Consider the following 19,078-nt stretch of genomic DNA (forward strand, 5'->3'; position numbering starts at 1 on the left):
ATTTCGAGCCCTCGGTTCTTCGCCCCATCGCGCCTTGCGGTTATCCGAGTCGCATATCGTGGAAACGGTACTTGCGTCCACGCTCGTTCAAGGGGGCGAGATAAGCGAGAGAGAGGCTGTCGCCGAGCGATTGATTTCTTAGCGCAGAATAGAGTTGATAAAATTCTCCGCTCAGATCGCCAGCAAATATTCCGGGGTCGTCCGAGCCAAGTGATACCATGATCTCGGGATCTCCATCCATTACAAACCCCGGAACTCGCATCCAGCGCAGAGCGTGGTGCTCGGAAAACGTTTGATACTGGCTAATTCTGACATTGCTAGAAGGAAGGGTTTCTATGATCACCCCGCGCTCAGCCACCTTTCGCATCAACGCTTGTTGAAGCCGAACGTATGTTGGTGCATCCAAATAGGACGCACTCACCTCTTCAGATCCTTCGCTGCGTTCCCAGATTTTGCGATCACTCAACCACTCCCACAACAACTCGACGTCCCCGTCGTTACTCTGTCGAGCACTGTGCACGAGTTGGGCTTCCATCCTCCAATTATCGCTGAGGGAAGCTGATTGCCACTGCCAGGATACGTCACGCGAGGCACAAATGAAATAAGCACTCAGATGGCGAAAACTCATGGCGCGTTCTAGCGCCGCGCAACTTACATCACGTCGGAATACATCGCTGGCAATCTTGAGCAAGTCGTTGGAAACGCGTTCTGCAAGGGCATCTGCGCCTGGTATCCTCCTCAAGAATTGCCATGTCGACAGCAAATCGAGCATCCAGTCGCCCCGACGAACGACTATTGTTTTGGGCATCCTGTCGATCCAGAGTTGAGGGGCGATACCCATCGCCGTCCCGTGACCGATTCTGTCACCATCGCGAAGATCTAGCAGCGTTAGCGCGTCGTTCATATGTCGCAACCCCGACAACAGGTGCGGAAAGTCCTCCCCGGCATGGTAGCTGCGTCGCGACAGCCCTGCGCGTTGACAAATGCGAAAACAGCTCGCGAAAATTTCCGGTGGCGCATCTAACTCGTTAGCCGCTGCATCGATACCGCGAAGCCAGATCTTGAGACGCGGCCACCTGTTCAATGTTGCAAGCAATACTTGTGCACTACGGCGAAGTTCCGCCCTTTGCCTGAAGAATCGGTAGGGGCCAGACTTATGCGCGGGCATTGGAGACCATGGCTTCTTGATGAAGTGCGCGACCAGCGCTAGTCGATGATGACGTCGATCGAGCGGTGTGCGCCCCACAAACTCTTCATCGAGTTCCTGAAGCAATGCATTCAACGACGTCGTCCCGCCTGTATAGCTGGATCTTTGTGTCCATTCGTTCCGAAGATAGCGCTTATAGCCAAACAGGATGGCATGAAGAATTTCCGCATTCTTTTCGATGGTAGTCTTCGGAGCAAAACGGCCTTCGAGATACCCGATCCGGCTGAATGCCTGATTGTCACCGTGCATCATCAGAAACCGACCGAGGTAACTTTTCTCGGCCGGCTCGCGCAGGTCTGTATAGGTCAGTTTCTGGAACTGCTCAAAGCCGAACTGCTCCTCGCTCTGCACGAGCAACCGGTAGTACTGCTGTTGCAGCAATAGGTAGCAATGGAGCATGCGCTCGATGCATACGTCAGGCCTTTGAGCTATTCGTCGAAGAATCAATTTGATCCAGCGGATTTCGTCTGCAGCACGTGTTGTAGAAGATAGGCCAAGTGATGAATCGCATGAGGGCGGAGCCGATTCGTATCTGAGAGGATGATCAACGAAATCGGCATAGCGCGTTGGCAGTCTCGTTCCCAGCGGGACACTGTCAGTCGCGAGCGCAACGAGCCATTGCCTGAGATGTTTCGCCGCGACTAGTTGTCTGTAGAGCTCGGCAGGCGTAAGCGCGGGATTGACTGAGTGTGCAAGTTCACGGATGCGAGCAGCTTCGCGATTTGATTTTGCCATCCACCTGCTATTGAAGTCGCGCGTCTCCGCCTTCGGGGCGTTTAATGCACGCAACCAGCACTGTTCCGCGTGAGTGCTGCCGTTCAGGTGTAGATGAGTCTCGTGCAGACCCTCGCGAGCAACGTAATCCTCGATTACGGCGTCGCGTGGCAGCAGAATCGGCAATAATTCTCGCCTCCAGTCGTCTTTACGTGAACTCGTCGTGTACTCCGTCTGACTCTGATGAGAGTCGCGTTCATTAACGGATACATGGGTTGCCCAAAAAGCACCCAAAACAGGGAGGCCACTCACGCGACTCAAGACGCTTTGCTGCCACGCGCCGAACTTGGCGCGCTTGACACTGACCTCGCCGTGGCGAATTTCAAGAAACTCGTCTGCCAACGCCTTCAGAACTACCGACAGCATGCATCGCTCGCTCGTTCCGCCGACTCGTCGGGTCAAATGTTGCCATGAGCTTTCGAAGACATGGTCCGGGTATCGCGTAGCCCACGGGCGGTATCCCAGATAGACCGCCTCGCGCAGTGCAGAGCTGCTCATGTCTTCCGAGAACAACGAGCCGGTCACGAGATCTAGAACCTTGTGGCTCGACAATAGCGTGGTCGCAATCAGCGCGACCACAGAGCTGGTCTCATCACTCATGCTTTAAGCGACCATCCTGAGATGTAGACGTGATCGAGCAGAGCCCACGTAGTTTCATCGCAAAACATTCCCCGGATGTCGCTATATGCCTGTTGACGCAGCTCTTCTTCATGTGACGCCATGATGGTCTTTCGTCCACGGTGATAGACGATATCCAATTCCGATCTTTTTAGCTTGGCAATACCCTCTGCATAATCGCGCTCTGCGTTCAGCAACCCGAGAATCAGCGGACATGTGGCAATCAGGGCCGTAAGCGGTGTTCGCGTTCGGTTGACCGCACGATGCTTCAGCTTGGATGCGAAAGTGTCGGGCGACGTCAATGGATTAGTTCGGTCAACGGATTCAAGTTCGTCATGCGAATCCATGCCGGCATGTAAATGGTGGTCCAGTTCTTCGACCATGAACGCATTGATCACGCACAATGCGAAGAGCTCCATCAAGCTTGCTGCGCCGATTTTTCCGCGTCGATCACTAGAGACCTTCTCAAGGCTGAAATAGAGCCTCGTCCAAATCTTTCCAATAAAGATGGATGAAGGGGTGATGGAACCTTTGAGTTTTTGAACGTCTTTTAGCCATTCCAAGGTACTTTCACTCAAGTGACTCAGTTCACTGTAGCGACTGATGTCAGGATCATCGTTCCTTTCATGTCCCTCTCCGTCATCGTCCCCCTCATCATCGTCGGAGCCTGTAGGTTGATTATCTTCCCACTCAGGGCGGGAAACGCTGAGGGAAGGATAAGGTTTGGCGAGAATGCCAAGTACATTTCTCAGTGTAATGTCATCATCCTGCAAGCTCAGTAACCGCTCGATGATGCCCAACACGTTATAGATAGAGGCAAGAGTTCGGGAGCTGACACCAGAAATATCGATCAAACTGAGTGCGAACACGGGTTGGGGCATATGCTCACGCCTGATTTCGGCGAGCCTCTGAGCCACGGTTCCGTAGTTGTTTGCTACATTTGGCGGCACGTTCTTCGGCTTGCGTTTGTTTAGCCCAATCACGCCAAAGCTGACGATTGGCACTCTCGAATTAGTCGAGAAGCGAGAGGTGAACACCACCGCCGCGTGGCGGGCCCAGTTGAGCGAATCTTCCTTTCGACCAATGCCCACGTATTGCTTGAAAAGCGTCCGCCGGTTGTGTTCGTTTAGACTTTCATGGTCCCGCGTGGGCGCCACCTGCCCATAAAGCGCGACGCTTCCTGGTCCCGCCAACATGTACTGAACGATCGCGTCCGGCCTTCTTGCGCAGAACGCAGCGACCTCCGAAGAAAGCGATGCGAAGCTGTTGCGCAGACCCAGATCACTCGGCTGAGGCCGCAAATAGGCGGCGGTATCGAGATCGCCCTCTCGAACGGCGAGATCGAACACCGCTTCGATCAATGCGGGTAACTCGCGTGCCGCGATGGCGTCCACGTCAACGCCAAACTTGTAAAGGCTGCCGAGAGCTACCGACCGCAAACCTTCGCTTAATGCATTGGAGAGCTCTGGAGACCAGTTGATAAGCTGCTGACTTCCTTCGTCCCGCGGATTGAGATGTGTAGCAGCTCGTGAAAGAAGCTGAAGCACGGAACGGAGCGGCTGCTTGAGCAGGAATTCGCGATAAAGCGCGACATCGCGAAAGTCACGAATACGAAGACTCCGTCGGACTAATTCAGCGATTACAGAATCTACCTCACGCTCGCGGTCCCAAGAACTGCAGACCAGTTTGTACTGGATAACGGATTCCTGCCGCGTCTCGCTATCACTTATCAGATTCCAAAGCGGCCTGAGTTGGATTCGCCGCCGGATTGGAAATAGTTTAAGTAGGTATTGATCTTCCAGATGATCGAGCATTCGGATGCGTTGAGATACGCGCTGCCCATCTAGATCACTTTTCGTGCTGTTCCGGTGGAGCATTCCGGAGAACATGTCTCGTACCTGCAGCGAATACAGCTCCAAGTCCCCCGTCACCAAGATAACGAGTTTCGGTGTATCCAGATATTTTCGAATACACTCGAGCACACTCCGGGCATGTTCTGAATTCGTATCGGCGTCGTCGAAAGCCAGAATCAACGCATCGACATTGAGAATGCCGCAAGCCGCATCGATGACTTTGTGAAGGTCAGCGCGCAAGTCCGCGCTGTGTCCTGCGCGTTCCAGGCCCCAGTCAAGAAAGAGTTCGGCATCTACGTCCTGCAACGGGTTGTGGCCTGGTGCTAACAGGCTGAGACCACCTGCTAATCGCTTGAAACACTCGCGAAAGCCAGCTAGGTGCCGATCTTCGTCCACGGTGTAATTGTTGCGAGCAGTTCTGTCGACTTCTCTCTTCACCGCCTTTAGCACATGTAGCAGCACGATCTCATTACTTTCAACACGGCTGGGATCAATATGAGCGAGGCTGGCGATGTTGAGTCGTTCTTCACGAAGATCTTTCGGCAGACCGTTGAATGTCGATCGCAAAAACGTAGATTTGCCCGCGCCGCGAGTGCCGTCAATGAAGTAAACGAGCCCACTTCCAGCCGGATAAACGCTCGGCCATTCGCGTGTTGTCACTCTTTTAAGATCGCGTTCGATTTCATTCTTTAGTGAGTTATAGCGATCTAATTGAATAAGTTCGCCTGTGTGGACGATATCGTTATCATCGCTCAGGTCAAGGTTGATTGAAATCGTTGTCGAGGTGCTCGATGTCGATTTGCGAGGCGAAGCCATAGAAGTCCTCTGAGAAAATGATCGCGTTTTTCGTACGTTGAGTGCAAGAGTACGTTAAGATCGGACAAGGCAATCCACACGCGGCCATATTGACGGTGGTGTTCTGCATTGATATTGCAATCGACGGCAGTCTTGAGCTCAATCGAACAGCTGTTCTTGAGTGTCGGCGCAATCTCCGCTTCTCATCGATCTACGAGGTGCACGTCGCACGAATGACCAAATTCGCCGACTGGTTTTCGGTCTGCGCACTGCACGCAACATGTACTGTCTCCTAGATTCACCGGATGGCATTGAGCCGCGTTTGAAGCTCTACCATCTGGCTCAACGATTCGTCAATTGCTCGCTCCCGCGTGAGGTCCTTCCGGCGCCGCAGGGCCACAAAGGACTGTTCGTCCGTCATCGGATGCCTTGTGCCGCTGTTCTTACGTCGGTTGATGCTCGGCCGGCCAGCTCCGACTTTTAATCGTCCGTTCAGTATAAATGAATGACGGCATTGCCCCGATTTTCTTTAGGGGCCAGTGAACCATGTCGAGTACGGCGTCCGCGGCCGAATTCAATGTTGAATTTCCGCGAGGCTTTGACATAAAGCTCCTTCGATGGACCGCAAGGGGGCGATTAGGGGATGTTTGGATGGTAAATGGTGCCGTCGCGCACCTGCCTTCTATGACATGAATCGCATCTACCCGGACTCGCGTAAGTTTGCAGCGTTCACCGGTGTCGCCGTCGGAGGGCCGAAGGAGGGGAGATCCGCGGTCGCTCAAGGCTGCGCGTATCCGGGCTTGTACCAGGAAGCCATCCAGCAATATCCGGATGCGCCGCTAGTAGTGCTTCAATCTCAGGTGTGTTCGGCTCGCAGAGCCAGACACCCCTCACGTTGCGGAGTTACATGTCGATCGTCAAGATTGGATGATCGGTCAGGTTTGTTCCGGCCACCAAGGCTGTGGCGCCTCGCGAATGAGATAGTCGTCGAGGTTTTTGTCCTCCAGCCATTTCGGCCGAGAGCCTTTCCCGGACCATGACTTCCCGGAGTTCGGATCGTAATACTTGGCTGGAGCTTTCTGTCGCTTGGCCTGAATGAACCCGGCGGCGCGTAGCAATTCAATCTCGGTGATGCCGTACTCTTTCACGTATTCACCGATCTCGGCGAGTATGGCTTGCTTTTCCCGTTGCTTGGCCTCTTCGACAAGCAGATTCAATTGACCAAGTTGTTTTTGCAACTCGCGAATCGTTGGGTTGTTCATGATGCGTTTTCTCGAAGGGGATTACGGGTCGAGTGTAATCGCGTACTGCGAGCTTACGTGCTGCTGAGCATGGTGCCGCGGCAGGCGGACACGCCGCAGCAACAGCGGTAAGCGGCACGATCGTGATGTGTTGTGCCGTCGTCAACCTCGAGCGCGTAGTCGATGAGAAGTTCCTCACCAGTCTGTATGTCGCGCACGGCGTTGACGAATACACGGCCATCCATTTCGATAGCTTCACAGTTCGGTGCGCACGCATGATTCAGCCACCGCGCGCTGTTACCGCCGCGTCCACCATCAATAACCATGCCGTCCGACAAGCCGAACAGGAACGTATGGCCGTCATTGTCCCGATGCTCGTAACGCCGAATCGCTGATTGCCAGGTGATGACCTCACCCTTGTATTCGAAGATGCGTTCCCCGGTGCGAAGGAGCTGGGCCGCGAAAACACCGCGCCCGTGAACTATCGATCGTCTGACTACTACACGTCGCATGCTTGTTGCCCTTTCGATAGTGGCGACTGGCCTAAGCAAACCGATCCAAGCGCGGCGTCGATCAGAGGATGCGTAGACGGCGAATCTGTGCGATCTCCGGCGACCGCTTTACGATCAGCTCGGCGATGTACTCAGGCAATAAGGCGCGCGGAATGTTGGCAGGGACGTCGGTGATTAATTGCGAGGCGACCTGGGCGATGAAGTCGTCCGGCGCTTGTTGCAGGCTGTGCTCGTAGGAGACGCGGTAATCCATGAATGTTCCGGCTGTGGCGGCGGGCGAACGCGATTCTATCAGCGGATGGGCCAGAGAAAGAGGCCGGGCTCCTGTCTCCAACGCTTTTCGGGGATGGAATGACTTCGCGTTGCGGACCGTGGGATCGATAGACGGAGATCATCGGTTCTTTGCCGAACGGCGGCTCCTCGACTATCTTGATAGCTTGCGCTATTTCAGTGCGTTTCCAAATCGAAAGGTGTCCCCATGAACGCACCAACGGTAGAGGCGCTGTCGGCCGCCGCTCGCGCGGGAATCACGGTCATCAATCAGGACGGTAGTACCAGACGAATACGTGGTGCCACGGCGTCGGTCGGAACCTCGGTAATCGATGTATTTTTCGATCCCGAGCGCGGAACATATGCGTGGACAGTCGACGGCATCGAGCGAAGTGTCGATTGGGTGCGCTGGTTTCTGGAGACCTAGTAGTACCGGTTTGCTTGCTGGGGCGCAAGTCCGGCGATGCACTCGAGGCGTCGGCCCGGAGGTTGTTCTGCGGCTCGTCAATTGGATGACGATCGCTCGATTGCGCAACAAACTTCTCTAACGACCCAGAAAAAGAAGCGGTGCCGACGCGGAACCGGACGGGCGTGCCGTGAGGCACGCCTGTCTATGCCCCTCTTCGATCGGGGTCGCTGGTACGCGCTCGATACATACCTGAGCTGGAGTCGAAGCTATTCGCTGAAATGGAAGCCCGACTGTGGGATGGCGTCGAGCAACGCTGATGCCGGAACATCTTCGAAGGCATCCGAACGGTGACATCGAACGTCCGATCATGGCTGTCAGACACGGTCCCGCGGGCGATCATGAGCGGCCGTTGGCATTGCCCAAACCCTGCCGCTGGCGCGACATTTTGATTGTTCGGCGTTGCGTCCCATTTCAGGCAACGGGCGTACCGAGATTATTCTGCCAGCGTAGGTAGGCGGCACTAGTCATTGCATCGACATTCGGAAATTCGCCGGCTCGCACGTGCGGAAAAAAGCTCAAACAATGGCTCCACGGAGATTTCTCAGGTTGAGGCTCTATCCAGCACGAATAGCCGAAGCTTTCCCAATTCAAAAAACTGTTGCGATTGCAGCGGCAGAGTAGTTCTTGCGCGACTGATTTGCACCACGTCAACGCCGCCTCTGCCGAGTTCGCCTCGATGAAGACTCCAGTCGTCGACTCAAAGTCCTCAATCACGCCGTCCGCAAATTGCTCTCGCGATATGGGCTCGTGGTACTGAAAAATGACCAGGTAGACGTGTGACATATCGTGGGAGGCTGTCGGTAAAACGTCAAGCGTTCGTCCAGCGCTACTCTTGACCATAATCTCGGGAGTCGTTCAACATCGCAGCGACGAAGTCATCAAGCGTTCCATATGCAAACCACGTCGGATGCTCTTTTGCGAATTCGTCCACACTTGACAGGCCCCAGGTGAGATGCACATTGGCGTGCGTGCCGTCGCAAAGAACCACGAGGATGTCGTCGTTGTCTATGCGTCGGCCGGTGACCGTTGCCCCACGGCCAAAAAGTGGATGTTGTGCGGTCAGTTCTCTATCCAACTGGCGTTGCAGCCCGATGGATTCTTGCTCGATCGAAAGAGGCCTCCACGGCGCAGCCCAGTCCAGTTTTTCGGTATCCATAAGTCCTCAAGCCTACAGGCCTACAGGTCTGGTGTATCCGCAACACCAAGCTAAACAATTGTGAACTTTGATTGTCGACAATCAAGCGGTATCTGTCGAACGGCCGTTAGTGGCCGTACTGCGTCCGACGACCACGCGCGACGGTCCGGATGCAGTCACCGTTGGAGCCAATCCCCGCGACCGATACCATAGACGCGATCACATTCGTCGTATGCCTCGTCGATTGACAAATATAGATGATCTGAAGTCGGAAATGGCGCGTCAAGGGATTCGTACCGCATCAGTAAAAAGACTCCGTCTTCGAGTTCTTCAATCTCCACCTTCACGGTCGTGCCTAGGCTGTCGCCTCCGCCATCAAGGGATTTCCGTGTTGGCGCCCAAATCAGCATAAGTGGCTCGTGTCCGTTGAACGTTGTGTTTTCAAGTGTGTCGATCAGCGTTTGGGGCTTGCGTCCGAGGGATTGTCGGCGGTCTAGACAATCGTGTCGAACGGCCTGGACTCGCAGCACGCCGACCGACAAGGCCGTCCCGACAGGCGGCGACGTGCCGACGGTGCGCGACAATCCTCAGCACCGAGACTCTCCGATGACCTGGTCGCGATATTTTCGCCACTTCTCCAGCCCGGCGGCCGGGTGCTCGGACTGGTCAAGCAAGCTACTGTTCGAAAGGTCAATGGCCTGACAGGAAAGGCGCTCGCAGAGCTGAAGAATTTCACCAACGATCTCTATCCTCGCCCGTACGTGAAGAGCCAGGCTTCGCACCGAATCGTCATTTCCGAGGTTGAACTCGATCGAGCCGAACGCGCCGTCGTAGAAGATGCCCCAGCCAAGATCATTCCAGTTCGTGCCTGGAAAAATATCTGATACCGCGGTTTGGACTTCGGAACGAGACCCTAGCGGACGTGGCTGCTCGTCGCCCGGAATTTCCTCGATTCGGCGATAATATCGGGTGAATTTGTACAACGAGACGTCCCAGCTCATGTTGGATGCTCCCGTGAGGCTATCGGTTGATACGGGCGGGACGAATTGTCGACGATCCACGCCCCAAGTAGAACGGCCGCTTCTGGCGGCGGTCTCCGACGCTGACGTCGATGGCGTTGTGAAACAGCCTTGACCGATACGATCGGTGCCGAGCGCCACCAAGAAGGCGGTAGCGATCTCCGATGCAGGTCATTCAAATCGAACCCACTCGAGCAAGCTAAGAAACCATCAGAAAATGATCGGAGTCTCGTGTTTCCGATTTTCGAAGGCACTAAAAGGCTTCAAGGCGTCCGCTTCCGATGTGCAGGAGAATCCAGCCAATTACCATTGCCACGACTGCACGCGAGAGCCATACCTTGAACGCCATCGGAAGATCGAAGGCGTCGAGGGCTTGAACCAGGCAGTAGAGTCCTACGCAGATTGACGCGACGCCCAGCGCGACGAGTAAGATCGCAGGCACCTGTCGCATAGACGCGCTGCGCATATTGCTCGTTGTTTTTGACCTGTCTGCGTTTGTCGACGAATCACGATCGCGCGTACCGATTGGAATCATGTATTTAGCCGCCGCATCTGTGACGCACTGCCAGGGAGCGAACCGTTTGCGCCGTCGGCAATCTTGCCGACCTGGATAAACTGAGCCATGAGACACAGCACAAAGCAAAGAATCATTACGCAGCGGGCCGGCGAGAAGAATGCGCTATTGCCTGGGATGACGAAGTTCACAACGCCCACTCTGTTACCCATGACAACGCCTTGTGCGGTCGTAGACGAGGACGTGGGTCCTTGGAGCGAAGCTGGAGTACCCTGGATGAAACGACTCAGGGCGAGCCCGCCGACGAACGCACATGCTGCGTGAAATTCGATTAACCAACGTGGCTGCGGCAGTTCGGGTGCCGCAAGCACCAGATTTAGTGACGCTACAATCCCAGCGCACGTGGCACTGATGGCCAGCGCCACTAGCCACGATTTGAATCGGCCGTTCATGAATATTCACCCTGGTTTCATATTGGCAAGCAGTAGAAACCGTCAACCATTCCACTGCTGTACGATGTCCATGAGGCATCCCGTCCGTTCTTGCGAGAAAATTTGGGATGCGCGATCATATCAAGCTGGATAGGCCAACGTTACCCCGAGGCCGAGTGTGACGTTGTCAAATATCGTCAAAGTCAAAATTGGCCCCTTTATTTGGCATGCGCCCGAACTGCGCCGTAGCGTCCGACGCTCACCGCAAGGTGACTTCGATCGTGTGTCCCGCTAGATGGGGCGCACGCAGGTTATGTTGGTGAGGTAGCCTGAAGGCGACTGCTGGGATGGGCTGAGCGGAACAATAGAGGCAAAGCATTAGCGGCACGCTTGAAGCTGATCGTCCCGACCGATACCGTGGACGCGATCGCGCTCGTTGTATACCTTCTCGAGCACTGGCCTGCCCATCTGAGGTCGGCACCGGCGCTTCTACGGATTCGTACCGCATTAGGAGAAATGCTTCCATCGCCAAGCCGCCCGATCTCGATCGTTCTTGTCGTGGCTTGCGCACCGGGCATCTAGGAGATGAGATGTTGGGTCTGCAAGGGGAGTCACTGCGGAGAACCCAAACCGAGCTGTTCGACTAGCTTAGGAGAGCCGAGTGACGTTGCGACGCGGGCAAAGGCATTGCGCTCTGCCGGCGATGCGATTACAAGTGCAGATGCGATCTCCTCAAGTGCGTTCACGTCGTCGTCCTCTGTGCGCAAGTTGCTCCGCTGATCAATGTACCTAACCGTCAGCCGAAGTAAAGTTGGTGCGAATTGCGAAGTAAAGTTTGAACTGTGGCGATTTTTCAAGAATTTTCCCAGTGCGGGTGAAATTTTTCCTTTGAAAATCAGTAATCTAAGTTCAAATGGGAAGTAAAGTTGGATCTTTTTCGGATGAGTTACGATCAGGAAAGCTCGGGCCCACCAAACACCTGATCGAACTGTCGAGCCCGTTTCACTCCGTCACCGTGCAGATAGGTCGACGTAGTCGAAATCGACGCGTGCCGCAAATTGTCGCGCACCATGATCAGTTCAGCTCCACGCGCGAGCGCGTGCGAGGCGTGCGTGTGTCGCATCCAGTGCGGGCTCGCGCGGCGTAGCTTGTCCGCCGTCGCCGGCCGTTCGGTCTGAATCGTGCCGGCGACCAGTCTGAAAAATCGCCGCAGCACACGCCCGAGCCGCGTCGTCTCGATGCCCTCGTCGCCTTCCTCGAGGCTGGCCACGATCGGCGTCGCCGGGTTCCAGCGTGCCGGCGTGACCGGCAATCCGCGCTGCACCAGATACTGGTCGAGCGCGGTCCGTGCCAGGCGCGGCAGGGTGACTTTCCCGAGTTTGCCACCTTTGCCGACGAGGTGCAGCCAATGATCACCGTGATCGTCGGTACGAATGTCGCCGAGTGTTGCGCCGACCAGTTCGCTGGCGCGTAACCCGGTTGCGTAGCCGAAATCCAGCAGGAAGCGCAGCCGCTGTGCCGCGACCGGTGTCCAACCATACGACCACTCGAGCCCATCAGCTATGGTCCGGATCAGTTGCCACTCGCCTTCGGTAAAGCCACGGGTGATGTCGAGGCCTGGTTTCGCAACGCCGCGTACTTTGACACCTGCAAACGGATTGGCGAGGACGTAGCGCTGCTCGACCAGCCAGCGGAACAGTGCGGACAGCACGGTCAACGCGTAGGCTGACGAACGGGGCGACAGCGGCCCGCTAAACGGACGCCACTCAAAGCTGTGCCGCGGCCGTCCCGGCCCGACCCAGCGCTCGCGCGGCGTGGGCCGCCGCAGGAAGCCCCGGTAGGCAATCGCGTCGTCGGTTGTGAGCGATGACAGCGCCGCTCCGCGTTCGACGATCGCCCACAGGATCAGGCGCTCCGCCTCTTTGCGGTAGGCACGTTGAGTGGCGGCCGACTCGTGCAGCGACAACCACGACTGCACAGCCTCGTAGTCATTCGAGGCTTTCAGCAGACAGACATGCTGGGGAGCACGAAACTGGCCGCGCGAGCCGTCGACCTCGTGCGGCACGTGCAGTTGCTCCCACGGGGTGATGGGCCCCACCGGCGGAGTCGCTACCAGCGCGCGGGCGCGTTCCGTCAGCGCCGGATGGGCAGCAAAGAATGCTTCGACGTGGCGCGCGCCGGCGGTACCGAGTCCCGCAATCGCCGTCCACCAGCGGCGCCGACGCGGAATCCGCACGGTCAGCTCGGCCAGCGTCCGGATGCCGTGCGCTCGCAGGGCCGCCACTACTCTGGGCGGCAACCATTGATCGACGGCGTCGGCGATGTGCGGTTCCGGAACCGGCAGGTTGCGCAACGTCTCGATCGCGCGTGCGACGGTGTCGGCGGACGTGGCGGATCGCTCGCCGAATACCTTGATCAGATCGGTTCGCTGGCGACTTGTCGCGTACGCGATCAGCGTGCCCCGAATGCGGCCGAGCACGCCGCGCGCGGACGTCCCTGGTAGCTTGCGCTCGCCCAGATAGCGCGCCACGGCCACTCGAGCGTCGAGTCCGGCGTACCAGCCGCGCAGCGCAGCCAGTTCGGCGTCGTCGGGAAAGCGGAGGGGCTCGGTTTCACGCGTTTTCATACGCACCAGTTTAGGTCAATTTCAAGGGTGGACTGGTAAGAACAATTATCGGTCTAGACGCACTTTAATATGTATCGCTATCGAGGGACATGGATAACGGAGATTGCCCGTATGGGTTCTGATTTCTAGGGCCGACGTGCTCACTTCGTTGCTGACGCGCAATTGGCAATTTACTTCCCTGTCGATTGATCGCTCCTGGCCGGTTCACTGACGTCAGAAATCGGATCCAGCTATTTCGTCGATACGAGCGGGTCAACAAATTGCTCGAAGTGTGGCAACCAGATGGGGATTGCCTCCTTGACAGTGAACATGCCGTGACCGTTCTTACCGAAAGGCGGTTCGACGATCATTTGCCCCCGACCGCCAGCCGCCTGAAATCCTGCAAACCATGTCGCAACAATCTCAGGTGCAAAGAACTTGTCGTTCTGAACATAGTGCCAGAGCACCGGAACACGCGTTGTCGTTGCGAAATATGCAATCGTGTCAGCCATCTGCTGCGCGCCACACGGCGTGCCAGGATGTGTCAACGGGTTCCCGCCGCGACCACCTGAAAAGTTGACGACCGCGACTAGTCCCTCCGGGGCATAGCTTGCTGCTGCCAGCGACGCGAATCCACCCGCTGATTGCCCTACCAAAACAACATGTTTCCGATCCACCTGAGGCAATGTCTGCGCATATTTTATGGCCGCGAGCACATCCTGCGCTGCCTGCTTGCCGGCGGCCGTGTAATCAGGATGCTGGCAAGAACCAGTCTCCTCCAAGTCGGCGCCCCCCGTGGCTCCGTAGCCACGACGGATCGGCACGATAACAGCAAAACCCAGTTGGACGAACGTCCGAATCTGCGGCAATTCACGGTAGCGGCCTACCTTCCACCGGTCACGGGGATCAGGCGGACTGCCGTGACTCAAAACAATCAATGGAAATGGTCCCGGACCGGCAGGCATATAAGTGGTCGCTACTATGTCGCGCTTATGCGCTTCCACGTCAACGGAAACCTTGACGATGGTTTCGTGGAGGTCAGTTGCGACAGGCTGATCGTCCTTCTCGGACATTACACAACCGATCAAGGAAACGATCAAGGCTCCCGACACCAATGGTCGAAGCAGACGGACAAATATCCATTTTCGACAAGGTTGCCTCGAATGTGCAGGATCCCTCATTGCTTGGCAAGCCGTCTCGACAACGCCCTCAAACTGCCGATAAAGAGCATCTGATGCAGCGCGAGTGAAAATTGGATGCTGTTCAGCAGGTGGCATATAGCCTCATCGCGGTAACGTCAGCCCAACGGAGTCGTGTAATCGCAGACAGTTGAGCGCAACAATGATTGACTCGTCTCCATCGGGATCATGGCACATTCGTCCCCTCGTATATCTCGCGGTTCAGCTCAGCGACATAGTATTCCGTGAGATCGGTCGTCAACCGTTTCAATTTAATCTCGGACTGCAGTGCATCGAAAGTCGCCCTGATGGAGTCGGTCTGCGCTGCATATAACCGATCCTCCGCATCGAGCACGTCCACATTGATCTTGACGCCAAGCGTGTATGCCTTCCGGGTCGCGTCGCGGGCAGTGACTGCCGCATGAATGGCTTCGGACAGCGCATGCACCCGAGAAAGGCTCGACGTTAAAGTGAGATATGCTTGACGCGTTTGCTGACGTACGGTTCGAATGGTCTCAACCAGTTTGTTATCGGCCGAGTCCTTTTCATCGAGACGCTGGCGCGTTTTTGCGACCGTGGAGAATCCGTCGAAGATCGGTACGCTGATCTGAATACCGATCGCATCGGAGTGTCCAGCCCGGCCTAAGAGGATGTTGGTCTGGCTTTCCAGATAGGTCGCCGAGCCGCGACTGTGGCTGAGCACGAGCTCCACGGTCGGAAGCAATTCGCTGCGGGCCTCCTTTATTTTCTTGTCGGCGATTCGCGTTTCGAGTCGCGATCGGGCAACGCCAAGATTTTCTCCCTCGGCCCGTTCCAGCAGATCGGTCAGCGCGCCCGGCGACACTGGCCGCAGTGTCCACGCGAACGGCAGCGGCTTGACTGTGATCGAATCATCACCTGCGATCTTGCGAAGCTTGCTCATCGCAATCTCGATGTCATTCTCGAACTCGGCCAGATCCGCGTCGGACCGTGCGAGACGCGCCCGAGCATCGTCTACTTCAACGACCGTAACCACGCCCAATTCAAACGCATGACGCGCCGATTCCAAAGCTTCGGCCAATGCGGCTCGGTGTGCCGTCGCAGCGCGTTGTCTGGCCTGCGCGGCGAGGACGTCGACGTAAGCGGATGTCGCATCGGCCAGGAGATTCTGGTGAGCCTCCGCCAGCGCGATCGCGTCGCGCGCTTCGCCCAGTCTCGCCTCGTCGACGGTCTGCCATTGCCCGATGTTGATCAATGGCTGGGTAAGCGAGAGTGTGAAGCCGTTGGTATGGAAATCCTTTGCGCCCGTGCTTTCCCCCACCAGGGTGCTGCCTTTCTGCATCTTTCCCGATAGTGCGACGCGGGGTAGCAAGCCCGCCATGGCCTCCGGTACGGCCTGCTGTGCCGCGCGATATTCCGCGCGTGCAGCAGCGAAGCCGGCATTCGCGGTCTCCACATGATCGATCGTCTGCACGAGATCCCATACCGGTGCGACAGTCTGTGCAAATACGGTCGGCAAAGCGGCCTGACCCAGGGCCAGCGCGACTATCGCACGACGCCACCGTAGCGCCCCGAGATCGCGTAGAGCGGCTCCAAAACCCATTCGTAGATTTTCCTCGTTTCGAGAAGAATGTCGGCATCGACCTTCATGCCGTCCTCGAGATTGACCGACCGGCCGTATGCTTTCACTGTCTGCTCGTCGAGCCGAGTGCGGACCCGATACAGCGTTTCCCGCGAGTTGCTATCCTGCTGCAACAGCGTCGGCGGGAGCGCCGTGTGCGCTATTTCGATCACATGGCCGCCGTATTGGCCAAACTTTTCGTACGGAAACGCTTCGTAGCGAAGCAGCACCGCCGAGCCGATCGATATGAGACCGGCTGCGCGGCTCGGCACATACAGGTCCACCACGCACTGCGCGTCGGATGGCACCACGCTCACCAACAGGGTGGCGGACGTAACCGACTGGCCTGGATCGTAGAGCGCCGCCGTTACCCGCCCACGGATCTGCGCATAGACAACGATTTCCCGCCGACCCTCGTTGTCGGCAAGCTGCGCACCAAGATCAGCCAGCTTCTGGTCGTACCCGGACAGCTCGTTTTGTGCTTGCAACGGGAAATTGCGCTGAGCGCTTTGGGATTGCTGCAAACTGGACAACGTCGCTGCCATATCGCGTTCGACACCGGCCAATCTGGCTTTCACATCGAGGTTGTCCTGGATTTTCTGCTGCAATTGCGCGAGCGGAAAGTACCCTTGCGCTGCGAGCTGCCGATAGCGGCCAAGGTTTTGCTCATTCGCGTCGACGAGTGCGCGCAATGCGCCCGCCTGTGCCCGCATCTGACGAAGTTCGGCTTGTAGATCGCGAACCTTGTCGTCGAGCGCCTGGCGCTCTTCGACGAGAATCCGGCTGCGTCGGCTTTTCTCGCTGGATATCTCGTCACGCCGCTCGTTCAGACTGGCAGTGATCGCCTCTTGAGTCTGACCGATCGATGCGCTTCGCCTGTCGCTGTCGATCACGTAGAGCGGGGTGCCCTTTTCGACCAACTGCCCTTCGTTGACCAGACGTTTGACGATCGTTCCATCGACGGACGCATAGACGTGTGCGACCTTCTGCGTCAATTGCACCTGCCCGCCGACCCGTACCCGGCGCGTATAGTCGCCGAAAGCGAGAAACGCGCATATTGCCAACGCAAGGGCTAAAGATGCGATCGTCAGCACCCAGCGTGGCACCTCCTGCGAAAGCAGGACCGTACCGGGCAAAGTACGCTGCCGGAATTCAAGCGCCGTTTCACGGAACAACGGCTGAGGCGGCACATCCGCAAGCGGACCCGAAACGTCAGAATCGACGTTTATAGCCACAGCGCAAAGCTCCCGCCGGTAGCATCCAGGCCGAGCCGTTCAAAGTAAGCGCGCGAACGCACTACGTTATCGCCAAACGTGTCAAGCATGCGGAGTTCAACTGCGCCGGCCGTCCGTGCCCATCGTTTGAACTCGTGCAGGAGTCGCAATCCGACCAACCCTCTCCGCCGCGGAGCGACATACAGGTGTTCGCATAGCGCGACCTTCGCATTGGCCCAGGAAAGCTCGTGGAGCACTCCGTGTAGAAAACCTTGAGGTTCTCCGCCGATTCGAGCAACGAATATACAATGACCTGAATCGACGGCCGCCGACGCGATAAACCGCTTCGTTGCTGCTTCGTCGAAACGAATCGAAGCGTAGCGGCTGTCGACATGCAATTGGCGTGCAAGTGTGAGGATTGAAGAATAATCTGCGGGATTTGCCGCGTCTATCGCCAGACGAGCCACTTTCACGTGATTGTCGCGGGTTGCCGATTGCGTGACGATTTCATCGATCAACGATGCGTTCAGCACGATACCGGCTCTTTTGGCTACCGCTGGAATGCTTTTCAGGAATTTGTTCCCGCTACCCTGTTCGATCAGGTTTGCGCATTCCATCTCGATTAAACGGCCGAGCAATGCTTTCGACACAGTTTTCGCCTTGCCGGAACGACGGTCGACGAGTTTTCCGGTCGCGCAGGCATCAAGCCACGCCTGTGGTCGTTCCGACGAACAGAACAGGAACGCCAACTCCTCGGCATCACGTCCGATCAACTGCGCGACGAGCGGGCGAGCGTGGAGGCCAACCAGTGCCGTCTTGAACCGGTTCGTTCCATACACACTATGAAAAAGTCCAGCGGCTTGGACGTCCACATTGCATTCCCAACGCTTCAGCAGATTTTCGACCCCGAGCAGATGATCGAGGAACGTGCGTCCCGAGTGCGAGACTTGGCTCGCACCGGTCTCGACAAGAAACGCCACTTGCTCTTCATATGATCGTCTGCTCATACGCCGGCCTTTTGGCTCTTGAAAACGATCGAAACGCGCAGTTCCGCGCACTCACGACTCGGTGCGTGGGCTGCATGTGGAATGGAACCCGGAAAAGAAACGATCCGCCCTGGTCGGGGATAAACGGCTTTCACGATATCCTGCCCGTCACGCGTATAGAACAGCGTCTCTCCGGACCAGTTCTTGTGCCAGGTCTGATGTGCGTAGTAAATCGTCGAAAAGTAGTTCTCGGTGTCGTCGTTATCCGTATGCACATAGCCCTCGACACCGTAGGTATGACTGTTCGCATATACCCGCAGCGGTTCGTGTCCTTTCAGCGGACCACTGGATAGCAGTTTCCACAATTCGAAGACCGGCCCGGCTGCCGCATCGTTCGACAGCTCCGCCTCGCAATTCGCCCGACTCTCGATTCCACCGCCTGCGAAACTGGCATGCCAGAAACAGAAGCGGTCGCGGCGGATGTTCGAGCGCCAGCCGTATTGCCAAATCGGGCGACGGACCAACTCGCTGAGGCTCTGGCGCAAAGCAGCCGGCACCAGGTCGTCAAAAACAACGATCGTTTTTGCAATGTGCTCCAATTGGCTTCCCCGTTTGTTGCTGATGTGGACCGCAGAAGGGATCGTCGACTCGCAAACC

The 19,078-nt window shown here is 56.7% G+C and carries 14 protein-coding genes; 1 reads left to right on the top strand and 13 read right to left on the bottom strand.

Features of this window, described 5'->3' with window-relative positions; all coding sequences use genetic code 11:
• Positions 1 to 40 precede the first annotated feature (40 nt).
• From U5771_RS28825 to U5771_RS28845, 5 genes are all read right to left on the bottom strand, one after another.
• The gene (locus U5771_RS28825) at positions 41 to 2,581 is read right to left on the bottom strand and encodes a hypothetical protein (RefSeq protein ID WP_322027117.1); all 2,541 of its coding nucleotides are present in this window, start codon (positions 2,579 to 2,581) and stop codon (positions 41 to 43) included.
• Complete coding sequence (locus U5771_RS28830) at positions 2,578 to 5,268, bottom strand: hypothetical protein (RefSeq protein WP_322027118.1); 2,691 nt, start codon at positions 5,266 to 5,268, stop codon at positions 2,578 to 2,580. Before U5771_RS28830 ends, U5771_RS28825 begins: the two co-directional genes overlap by 4 nt.
• Positions 5,269 to 6,182: 914 nt before the next feature.
• Positions 6,183 to 6,509 carry an H-NS histone family protein gene (locus U5771_RS28835; RefSeq protein ID WP_322027119.1) on the bottom strand — a complete coding sequence of 109 codons (327 nt, stop codon included), beginning with the start codon at positions 6,507 to 6,509 and terminating at the stop codon, positions 6,183 to 6,185.
• Between the two features lie 53 nt (positions 6,510 to 6,562).
• Positions 6,563 to 7,000, bottom strand: coding sequence for an SET domain-containing protein (locus U5771_RS28840; RefSeq protein ID WP_322027120.1), 438 nt, complete (start codon positions 6,998 to 7,000; stop codon positions 6,563 to 6,565).
• A gap of 61 nt (positions 7,001 to 7,061) precedes the next feature.
• Positions 7,062 to 7,253, bottom strand: coding sequence for a hypothetical protein (locus U5771_RS28845; protein WP_322027121.1), 192 nt, complete (start codon positions 7,251 to 7,253; stop codon positions 7,062 to 7,064).
• Between the two features lie 225 nt (positions 7,254 to 7,478).
• Between U5771_RS28845 and U5771_RS28850 the strand changes: the two genes are divergently transcribed.
• Positions 7,479 to 7,697: a hypothetical protein gene (locus tag U5771_RS28850; RefSeq protein WP_322027122.1), complete on the top strand. Its 219-nt coding sequence runs from the start codon at positions 7,479 to 7,481 to the stop codon at positions 7,695 to 7,697.
• 868 nt (positions 7,698 to 8,565) lie between these two features.
• On the opposite strand, the gene U5771_RS28855 is transcribed toward U5771_RS28850, so the two are convergent.
• The 8 genes from U5771_RS28855 to U5771_RS28890 form a co-directional block, all read right to left on the bottom strand.
• A complete protein-coding gene (locus U5771_RS28855; RefSeq protein ID WP_322027123.1) occupies positions 8,566 to 8,895 on the bottom strand; it encodes a hypothetical protein in 330 nt (109 codons plus the stop codon).
• Positions 8,896 to 9,461: 566 nt separating this feature from the next.
• Complete coding sequence (locus tag U5771_RS28860) at positions 9,462 to 9,875, bottom strand: hypothetical protein (RefSeq protein WP_322027124.1); 414 nt, start codon at positions 9,873 to 9,875, stop codon at positions 9,462 to 9,464.
• A gap of 1,915 nt (positions 9,876 to 11,790) precedes the next feature.
• Positions 11,791 to 13,464, bottom strand: a complete 1,674-nt coding sequence (locus tag U5771_RS28865) for a site-specific integrase (RefSeq protein ID WP_322027125.1) — start codon at positions 13,462 to 13,464, stop codon at positions 11,791 to 11,793.
• Between the two features lie 230 nt (positions 13,465 to 13,694).
• Positions 13,695 to 14,516, bottom strand: coding sequence for an alpha/beta hydrolase family protein (locus U5771_RS28870; protein ID WP_322027126.1), 822 nt, complete (start codon positions 14,514 to 14,516; stop codon positions 13,695 to 13,697).
• Positions 14,517 to 14,808: 292 nt separating this feature from the next.
• A complete protein-coding gene (locus tag U5771_RS28875; RefSeq protein ID WP_322027127.1) occupies positions 14,809 to 16,203 on the bottom strand; it encodes a TolC family protein in 1,395 nt (464 codons plus the stop codon).
• Positions 16,146 to 17,456, bottom strand: a complete 1,311-nt coding sequence (locus U5771_RS28880; RefSeq protein ID WP_322027128.1) for an HlyD family secretion protein — start codon at positions 17,454 to 17,456, stop codon at positions 16,146 to 16,148. The genes U5771_RS28875 and U5771_RS28880 overlap by 58 nt, the downstream gene beginning before the upstream one ends.
• Positions 17,447 to 18,415 (bottom strand): GNAT family N-acetyltransferase, encoded by a 969-nt coding sequence (locus U5771_RS28885; RefSeq protein ID WP_322027129.1) that lies wholly within the window; start codon positions 18,413 to 18,415, stop codon positions 17,447 to 17,449. Before U5771_RS28885 ends, U5771_RS28880 begins: the two co-directional genes overlap by 10 nt.
• Before the next feature lie 23 nt (positions 18,416 to 18,438).
• A complete protein-coding gene (locus tag U5771_RS28890) occupies positions 18,439 to 19,020 on the bottom strand; it encodes a 2OG-Fe(II) oxygenase (protein WP_322027130.1) in 582 nt (193 codons plus the stop codon).
• Between the last annotated feature and the right edge of the window lie 58 nt (positions 19,021 to 19,078).

The sequence above is a fragment of the Burkholderia sp. BCC1977 genome, assembly GCF_905339595.1.
Lineage (GTDB): Bacteria > Pseudomonadota > Gammaproteobacteria > Burkholderiales > Burkholderiaceae > Burkholderia.

What these genes read in the sequence shown, in the direction of transcription:
- U5771_RS28875 (WP_322027127.1), bottom strand. Translation starts at nt 16,203, where the DNA reads ATGGGTTTTGGAGCCGCTCTACGCGATCTCGGGGCGCTACGGTGGCGT.
- U5771_RS28850 (WP_322027122.1), top strand. Translation starts at nt 7,479, where the DNA reads ATGAACGCACCAACGGTAGAGGCGCTGTCGGCCGCCGCTCGCGCGGGA.
- U5771_RS28845 (WP_322027121.1), bottom strand. Translation starts at nt 7,253, where the DNA reads ATGGATTACCGCGTCTCCTACGAGCACAGCCTGCAACAAGCGCCGGAC.
- U5771_RS28855 (WP_322027123.1), bottom strand. Translation starts at nt 8,895, where the DNA reads ATGGATACCGAAAAACTGGACTGGGCTGCGCCGTGGAGGCCTCTTTCG.
- U5771_RS28825 (WP_322027117.1), bottom strand. Translation starts at nt 2,581, where the DNA reads ATGAGTGATGAGACCAGCTCTGTGGTCGCGCTGATTGCGACCACGCTA.
- U5771_RS28830 (WP_322027118.1), bottom strand. Translation starts at nt 5,268, where the DNA reads ATGGCTTCGCCTCGCAAATCGACATCGAGCACCTCGACAACGATTTCA.
- U5771_RS28860 (WP_322027124.1), bottom strand. Translation starts at nt 9,875, where the DNA reads ATGAGCTGGGACGTCTCGTTGTACAAATTCACCCGATATTATCGCCGA.
- U5771_RS28840 (WP_322027120.1), bottom strand. Translation starts at nt 7,000, where the DNA reads ATGCGACGTGTAGTAGTCAGACGATCGATAGTTCACGGGCGCGGTGTT.
- U5771_RS28835 (WP_322027119.1), bottom strand. Translation starts at nt 6,509, where the DNA reads ATGAACAACCCAACGATTCGCGAGTTGCAAAAACAACTTGGTCAATTG.
- U5771_RS28870 (WP_322027126.1), bottom strand. Translation starts at nt 14,516, where the DNA reads ATGTCCGAGAAGGACGATCAGCCTGTCGCAACTGACCTCCACGAAACC.
- U5771_RS28865 (WP_322027125.1), bottom strand. Translation starts at nt 13,464, where the DNA reads ATGAAAACGCGTGAAACCGAGCCCCTCCGCTTTCCCGACGACGCCGAA.